Origin of the sequence: Bacillus cereus group sp. BfR-BA-01382 (genome assembly GCF_022663475.1) — a bacterium.
Taxonomy (GTDB): Bacteria; Bacillota; Bacilli; order Bacillales; family Bacillaceae_G; genus Bacillus_A; species Bacillus_A thuringiensis_S.
This window is the reverse complement of sequence record NZ_JAKUFQ010000160.1, coordinates 1-8,232: the sequence shown is the minus strand read 5'-3', so window position 1 is coordinate 8,232 and position 8,232 is coordinate 1. Positions and strand designations below refer to the sequence as shown.

Here is an 8,232-nt window from a genome sequence, read left to right as displayed (position 1 = left end):
GAATGAGAGGGAGATGGAGCTTTTGACGTAGAGGCGATTTGTGCCTCGTAGGAAAAAGCGAAGCCACCGAACATTCTAACCGCCGGAGCTAGATTCAATAAAAAGCGTAGGTGACTTGCTCAGAAGGGAAGGGCATTGGAACTCCTGACAAAGAGGCGTTCTTTGCCTCGTAGGAAGGGGTGAAATGACCAACCCTTCTAGCCACCGGAGCTAGATTCAATAAAAAGCGGAAGCGGCTCTTTCAAAAGAGTCGCGTAAGCTAAACTAATAAAAAATTAAAAGCCAACTTCTCTTAGAAAGCTGGCTAATTAAAAGAAAGCTAGGAGGGAACCCGATGAATAAAGGGCGCGTTACGCAAATCATGGGTCCGGTTGTAGACGTTAAGTTTGATGGCGGAAAGCTACCAGAAATCTACAACGCCCTTACGGTCAAACAAAGCAACGAAAACGGAAGCATGAACTTAACATTTGAAGTTGCACTTCATTTAGGTGATGATACAGTTCGTACAGTTGCGATGTCTTCCACAGATGGACTTGTTCGTGGCACAGAAGTAGAAGATACTGGTAAAGCAATTTCTGTACCAGTTGGTGATGTAACACTTGGACGTGTATTCAACGTATTAGGTGATGCAATTGACTTAGATGGTGAACTTCCTGCGGATGTACACCGTGATCCAATTCACCGTCAAGCACCTGCATTCGAAGAATTATCTACTAAAGTAGAAATTCTTGAAACTGGTATTAAAGTAGTAGACTTACTTGCTCCTTACATTAAGGGTGGTAAGATCGGCCTATTCGGTGGTGCCGGTGTAGGTAAAACAGTATTAATTCAGGAATTAATTAACAACATCGCACAAGAGCACGGTGGTATCTCTGTATTCGCTGGTGTAGGTGAGCGTACTCGTGAGGGTAATGACTTATACCACGAAATGAGCGATTCTGGCGTAATCAAGAAAACTGCGATGGTATTCGGACAAATGAACGAGCCACCTGGAGCACGTCAACGTGTTGCATTAACAGGTTTAACAATGGCTGAGCATTTCCGTGATGAGCAAGGACAAGACGTACTTCTGTTCATCGATAACATCTTCCGTTTCACGCAAGCGGGTTCTGAAGTATCTGCCCTTCTTGGTCGTATGCCATCTGCGGTAGGTTACCAACCAACACTTGCAACAGAAATGGGTCAATTACAAGAGCGTATTACATCTACAAATAAAGGGTCTATCACGTCTATCCAAGCGGTATATGTACCAGCCGATGACTATACTGACCCAGCACCAGCTACAACGTTCGCTCACTTAGATGCAACAACAAACTTAGAGCGTCGTTTAACACAAATGGGTATTTACCCAGCCGTAGATCCATTAGCATCTACATCTCGTGCACTGTCTCCAGAAATCGTAGGAGAAGAACATTATGAAGTAGCTCGTCAAGTACAACAAACTTTACAACGTTATAAAGAACTTCAAGATATCATCGCTATCTTAGGTATGGATGAGTTATCTGAAGAAGATAAGTTAGTTGTACATCGTGCTCGTCGTATTCAATTCTTCTTATCTCAAAACTTCCACGTAGCTGAGCAGTTTACAGGTCAAAAAGGTTCTTACGTACCTGTAAAAAATACAGTTAGTGGTTTCAAAGAAATTCTAGAAGGAAAATATGATGACCTTCCAGAAGATGCATTCCGCTTAGTAGGTGGCATTGAAGAAGTTATTGAAAACGCGAAGAAAATGATGGCGTAAGGCCTTAGGAGGGACGAAGTATGAAGACATTTCCAGTCAGTATTGTAACTCCTGATGGACCGGTTTACGAAAAAGAAGTAGAAATGGTAAGTGTAAAAGCAGAGAGTGGGGAAATGGGGATCTTACCAGGTCACATTCCAACTGTTGCACCATTAAAAATTAGTGCAGTTCGTCTGAAAAATGGTGGACACACTGATTATGTAGCAGTAAGTGGTGGCTTTATCGAAGTTCGTCCAGATAAAGTGACTGTATTATCATCATCTGCTGAAGAAGCAAACCATATCGATATCCATCGTGCAAATGAAGCGAAGCGTCGCGCTGAGCAACGTATGCAAGATAAACAAGCACATGTTGACTTTAAACGTGCAGAAATGGCCTTGCAACGTGCCGTGAACCGTTTAAACGTTTCTGATATGAAGTAAAAAAAATCCGTAAGGGCCCTTGCCTTTACGGATTTTTTGTCTATTTTATGGATAATTTTACAAAACTGGTATAATTATATTGATGCTTGTATAAGTAGAAGTGTACAACAATTTATATTTTATGAAGGGGATGAATCAATGATTGGTGAAATGAAACGAGAAGCATTGTACTCTTTAAAGGGAAAATGGGGACTAGGTGTTGGGTCAACAATTTTATATTTTATTTTAAGTTATGTCGTTTCGATGGCTGCAATGCTTATACTATTAATTCCAGGAATTATTATATTTCTCTCAGTTGTAAGTTTAACTGGATCATTTGAAGAGGAAACGATGTCAATTGGAGCAGGTATTACCTTTGGGATTTTTTATTGCATTATGATAATTTTGAGTAACGCATCGTATGGGATTACATCATATGGTTATACAAATGTATTTTTACAGATTAGTAAACGAGAAGATGCTAAAGTAGATCACTTATTTGAAGGATTTCGCGGTTTTAAAAGAATGATGAAAACAATGTGGGCAATGCTTGCAATTTTGTTATATACAGGTACATGGATTCCGATGCTGTTAATAGGCTTATTTGCATTGTTAGGTGAAGAAGGGAATACGTCATTTGCAATAGTTTTCTTCGTGCTATTAGCGATTTCAATTGTTGGTATGATTGTGATGTATTTTTCTTATGCGCTGACGTACTATGTAATGATTGAAAATCCAGAATATAGTGTTTCGCAGGCGATGAAGGAATGTAAGAATCTTATGAAGGGGCATAAGTTAGATTTGTTTCTTTTATGGCTGAGCTTCATAGGATGGGCTATTTTAGCGCTTCTTACTTTTGGAATAGGCTTTCTTTGGCTTAGTCCGTATATGAGTACAACGACAGCATACTTTTATCGCTACATCTCAAAAGGTGAATTGCAATAGAAACATGCTATACTAATAGAATTATTGTGTATAGGAGGCTAAATATGATTAGTGATCTAAAAGGAGAAGCACTAGATTCATTAGAAGGGAAATGGGGATTAGCAGTCGGAGCCACATTACTTATTTCTGTTATAATGATCACTTTTAACTTTATTGTTGATTTTTCGTTTACACAAATTTTGGGTTGGGAAGATATGAAAAACTCCATGATAGTAGATATTATTACAACTTTTATGGTAGGTCCATTAACGTTAGGTGGCTATTATTTAGCGCTACATATAATTCGAGAAAAAGACGCGCGTATTGGGCATATATTTAGATGGTTTACAGCAGGAAGTAAGTTTATAAAGTCATTTTTATTATATATAGTAGTGAACATTTATATTTTCTTATGGTTTTTACTATTTATTATTCCAGGCATCATTAAATCATTCTCTTATGCGATGACGTACTTTATAATAAATGATCATCCTGAGTATTCCATAAATCAAGCTATTACAGAAAGCCGTCGTATGATGGATGGGCATAAGATGGAGTATTTCATTTTATGTTTAAGTTTTATCGGTTGGTTTATATTGAGTTGTATTACGTTAGGGATTGGATTCTTATGGTTAATTCCATATTTCTACACAACATCTGCGGCTTTTTACGAAGAAATCGCAGAAGAATATTATGAGAAAAAAATTTAGCACTATAAAACCCCCAGTATGAATTATTTGTTCATACTGGGGGTTTTTTGTAGAAACTTTATAAATTGATTACTAGTAAGTGGTTTACTGAAATAGTAACCTTGCATATATTTACAGTTATGTTTTTGCAGAAACTTAAGCTGTTTTTCGGTTTCAATTCCTTCGGCAACGACTGAAAGATTTAAAGTATTTGCGAGGGAAAGGATTGTAGAAACGATGGCTCGTTCTTCAGGACGATGATCGGCTAATTGTGTGAATTCTCTCGGTACTTTTAATGTGTCGATTGGAAAAATTGATAAATAAGCAAGAGAAGAATACCCAGTACCGAAGTCATCAATGGAAGTTTGGATACCGTATTCTTTTAATTGCTTCAGTCTTAATAACGTTTCTTTCTCGTCAATCATTGCAATTCTTTCTGTTAACTCAAGTGTGACATATTTTGGGTCGACGCTTACGTTGTTTAATATTTGTGAAATGTTTTCGATTAATTGATCTTGCCGGAACTCTTTTGCGGATAAATTAACACTTATTTTTAAATTTTGGTAGCCAAGGATATGCCATATTTTTAATTGGAGACAAGCTTCTTGTAATACCCAATGTCCAAGTGGGACTACTTGTGGCGTCTCTTCTACAATTGGAATAAACTCACATGGTGAAATATCACCTAATAGTGGATGTTTCCAACGTATTAAAGCTTCAGCGCCGATGATTTTATTTGTTGTCGTATCAATTTGTGGTTGATAGACGAGATGAAATTCTTTGTTTACTAAAGCAATTGGCAGATCTTTTTCAATTCGAGCTTTTCGTTCCATTTTTTTATATAGTTCTTTCGTGTAAAGAGAGCTACCGTTTTTTCCTTTATTTTTTGCTTCGTACATGGCCATATCAGCATGCTGCAAAATGGATAGCGGATCTTCACCTGCTTCAGGATATATTGCAATTCCGATACTCGGTGAGATTTGTAAATGTTGATTTTCGATTTCAAATGGCTCATTCATGGCCGCTACAATTATATCAGCCATTTTTTGGACATCTGGCTTTTTTTTGTAATTTTCGATAAGGATTGTGAACTCATCTCCAGCTAGCCGCGCGAGTTTCATATTTGATGTTGATATTCTTTCGAGCCTTTTTGCTACTGCGATGAGCAATAGGTCTCCTACTCGATGACCGAGGGTATCATTAATAACTTTAAAACGGTCTAGGTCGAGAAACATAACAGCAAAAGGCTTTTTCGATATTTTTGCTCGTGCAATTGCCTGTTCCAAATGTTGATGAAATGCACGACGATTTGCAAGCTCTGTTAAAGTATCATGGTATGCTAGAAAATTAATCTGTTCTTGCTGTTGTTTGCTTTCCGTAATATCTTTAATCATTAAATAAACCCCAGAAATTTTCTCTTTTAAAAAGATCGGTACGGCGGTAACGTGCAAGTAGTAAATATCTCTGTTTTTATGATACGCCCGTATTTCTAAAGAGATAGAATGTCCCTTTTTTACACGATGAAAGGAGTTAATCATTTCTTCTAAATCTTCTTCGTATATGAGTGAATAGTAAGGCTGGTTTAATAATTCATTCGTTTGATAACCGAGTAAAGTAGTACCAGCGTTATTTACTTTGAGAAAATTGCCGTATAAATCTAATGTGAAGATTGGATCTGGATGATGCTCGTATAAAGATTTAAACATTTGTTGATTATGATAGAGTTCATTCTTCTGTTCTACTAAATCTTCTGTACGTAGTTTAATTTGTTTCTCGAGTTCTGAGTTGAATTGCATTTGAGCTAGCAATAATATTTTATTTTGTTTTCGAACTAAACTATGACGTATGAGAACGAAAGAGAAAGTTATTATAAGACCAATTACTATAATAGGCCCAAAGACGTATTCAACTAATATAAAAAGAATAAGTGTTATTACTGAAATATAAGGCAATGATAATCGGATTGATTCACCAATTTTAGGTGTTAGTAGTACTTGCTCTTGTTTTTCAGGTTCTTTTGTATGGAGAATACAGGCGATTGCTACTAGTACTAAGGTTACTTGATAGAAAGGAGTAACTGTAAACATAGAATACTCTGGTATGAAGTATTTTATATAAGCATAAATCGCATCTATAGTAGCATATAAAATTAAAGCACTGCTAAGAAGCGCACCAACCTTTTTAGGTAATAAGGATAGTGGTTTGAATAAAAGATTGATTCCTATTAAGAGAAAGAGTAAATCAACCATTGGATAGGTAAGTTGAACAAATATGTCGATATAGGATGTTGTAAAAACGTGAATGGTTCGTTCAATAAGTAAGTAGTAACTTAAAGTAAATTGGGCTGTAACGATAATACAAATATCACATAGCATAAAAAGTTTTTCTAATAAATCTCGGTTATAAATGATTTCGTATAGAAAGGCAAATGCAAAAGTAACTAAAAAAAGTAAGTAAAAAAAGTCAGATGGATCAACGAACGTATAGAAGTCCTTTACAATTAAACGCTGATAGGCAACGACTATATCACCGATAAAATAAGAGAGAGCTCCAACGGATAATATAATCCAAAATAAACGAGATAGCCCTTCTTTCATGTTTGAAAAGTAAAGTATATAACTACAAGCGATAATATCAATTAATAGGGTACTCATTCCGATTAATAGCTGAAAAGGAAATGAATATTCATATAGAAAAGGCATCGCTACGTAGTGAATCGTTATAGACAGCAATACAATGCTTATAAGAATACTTACATGTGTTTGTTTTTTCATTTATATCACCTACGGTTTCTTGAAAAGCGTATATAAGTTTTATATTTATTTTGCACAGTTATAGCGAGTTGTAAAAATAGATTTTAATAATTCTTGTTTCTGTCTCCCAACATATCGACATAGGAATTTGAAGTTTGCTATAATGATTAGAATAGTTGAATTATTTAGAAAAATTTAAAAATAATAATTACTGCAACTAGGACATATTGTTTACTATGTGAACTTGTTCTTAATTTAGGGGGGAGGGTTTCACAATGGCAAGTGTATATGAAAATAGTTATATGATCGTTTTGATTTTCTTGCTATTAGGTATATTGCTGCCGGTAGTGGCTCTTACATTAGGAAGGATGCTGCGCCCAAATAAGCCAAGTGCAGCAAAGGCGACGACGTATGAGAGTGGAATTGAGCCGTTTCATGATGCAAATATTCGGTTTCATGCTCGTTATTATATTTTCGCTTTATTGTTTGTGATCTTTGATGTAGAAACTTTATTTTTATATCCTTGGGCTGTTGCGTATGACAAGCTAGGTTTATTTGCATTAATTGAAATGCTCATCTTTGTTGTAATGTTGCTAGTTGGATTAGCGTATGCTTGGAAAAAGAAGGTGTTACAATGGTTATAAATTTTGAGGAATTACATCCAAATGAGCGAGCAGAATTAGAACGAAATATCTTTTTTTCTACATTGGAGCAGTTGAAAGGATGGGCGAGGAGCAATTCTTTATGGCCAATGACATTCGGACTGGCGTGCTGTGCAATTGAAATGATGGGAGTAGGCTCATCACATTACGATTTAGATCGATTTGGGTCATTTTTTCGGACTTCACCAAGACAATCGGACGTCATGATTGTATCGGGAACAGTAACGAAGAAGATGGCTCCTATTGTTCGGCGCTTATATGATCAAATGCCCGAACCGAAATGGGTTATTGCGATGGGATCTTGTGCGACAGCAGGTGGTCCGTATGTAAATTCATATGCTGTTGTGAAAGGTGTAGACCAAATCGTACCAGTTGATGTGTATATTCCTGGTTGTCCCCCAAATCCGGCTGCATTAATTTATGGAATTAATAAATTAAAAGAAAAAATTCGTTACGAAGCAAAGACCGGGAAGCAGGTGACGAATAAATGAGTAATCCAAACAAAGACTTAGAGGATCTGAAAAAAGAAGCAGCTAGGCGTGCAAAAGAAGAAGCGAGAAAACGCCTTGTAGCGAAACAAGAGGCGGAAATAAGTGAGCTTGAGGCAGAAAATCAAGAAAAAGAGAAAGCGCTACCAAAAAATAATGATATTACTATAGAAGAAGCAAAACGACGTGCAGCAGCGGCAGCAAAAGCAAAAGCGGCGGCGTTAGCGAAGCAGAAAAGAGAAGGAACAGAAGAGGTAACGGAAGAAGAAAAAGCAAAGGCAAAGGCAGCGGCAGCAGCAAAAGCAAAAGCGGCGGTGTTAGCGAAGCAGAAAAGAGAAGGAACAGAAGAAGTAACGGAAGAAGAAAAAGCGAAAGCGAAGGCGAAGGCAGAAGCGGCTGCAAAAGCAAAAGCGGCGGCGTTAGCGAAGCAGAAAAGAGAAGGAACAGAAGAGGTAACGGAAGAAGAAAAAGCGAAAGCCAAGGCGAAGGCAGCAGCAGCAAAAGCAAAAGCGGCGGCGTTAGCGAAGCAAAAAAGAGAAGGAACAGAAGAAGTAATGGAAGAAGAAAAAGCGAA

The 8,232-nt window shown here is 37.0% G+C and carries 7 protein-coding genes and 1 pseudogene; 7 read left to right on the top strand and 1 reads right to left on the bottom strand.

Annotation, left to right across the window (positions count from 1 at the left end):
- Positions 1-334 precede the first annotated feature (334 nt).
- The 4 genes from atpD to MR160_RS31925 all read left to right on the top strand — a co-directional run bounded on the left by atpD (position 335) and on the right by MR160_RS31925 (position 3,776).
- Positions 335-1,741 carry a F0F1 ATP synthase subunit beta gene (gene atpD, locus MR160_RS31940; protein ID WP_001032597.1) on the top strand — a complete coding sequence of 469 codons (1,407 nt, stop codon included), beginning with the start codon at positions 335-337 and terminating at the stop codon, positions 1,739-1,741.
- A gap of 20 nt (positions 1,742-1,761) precedes the next feature.
- On the top strand, positions 1,762-2,163 hold the full coding sequence (gene atpC, locus MR160_RS31935) for a F0F1 ATP synthase subunit epsilon (RefSeq protein ID WP_000847214.1): 402 nt from the start codon (positions 1,762-1,764) through the stop codon (positions 2,161-2,163).
- Between the two features lie 138 nt (positions 2,164-2,301).
- Entirely contained in the window at positions 2,302-3,087 is a 786-nt protein-coding gene (locus MR160_RS31930) for a DUF975 family protein (protein ID WP_242299063.1), read from the top strand.
- Between the two features lie 44 nt (positions 3,088-3,131).
- Positions 3,132-3,776 (top strand): DUF975 family protein, encoded by a 645-nt coding sequence (locus MR160_RS31925; RefSeq protein WP_000622478.1) that lies wholly within the window; start codon positions 3,132-3,134, stop codon positions 3,774-3,776.
- Between the two features lie 23 nt (positions 3,777-3,799).
- Here the strand turns inward: MR160_RS31925 and MR160_RS31920 are convergent, their stop codons facing one another.
- On the bottom strand, positions 3,800-6,529 hold the full coding sequence (locus MR160_RS31920) for a putative bifunctional diguanylate cyclase/phosphodiesterase (RefSeq protein WP_000744994.1): 2,730 nt from the start codon (positions 6,527-6,529) through the stop codon (positions 3,800-3,802).
- A gap of 254 nt (positions 6,530-6,783) precedes the next feature.
- Here MR160_RS31920 and nuoA point away from each other — a divergent pair, with 254 nt between their 5' ends.
- The 3 genes and pseudogenes from nuoA to MR160_RS31905 all read left to right on the top strand — a co-directional run.
- On the top strand, positions 6,784-7,152 hold the full coding sequence (nuoA, locus tag MR160_RS31915; protein ID WP_000179273.1) for an NADH-quinone oxidoreductase subunit NuoA: 369 nt from the start codon (positions 6,784-6,786) through the stop codon (positions 7,150-7,152).
- Entirely contained in the window at positions 7,143-7,661 is a 519-nt protein-coding gene (nuoB, locus tag MR160_RS31910) for an NADH-quinone oxidoreductase subunit NuoB (RefSeq protein ID WP_000236331.1), read from the top strand. The genes nuoA and nuoB overlap by 10 nt, the downstream gene beginning before the upstream one ends.
- A pseudogene (locus MR160_RS31905) lies at positions 7,658-8,232 on the top strand (NADH-quinone oxidoreductase subunit C); the annotation flags it as partial. The gene nuoB and the pseudogene MR160_RS31905, both read left to right, overlap by 4 nt.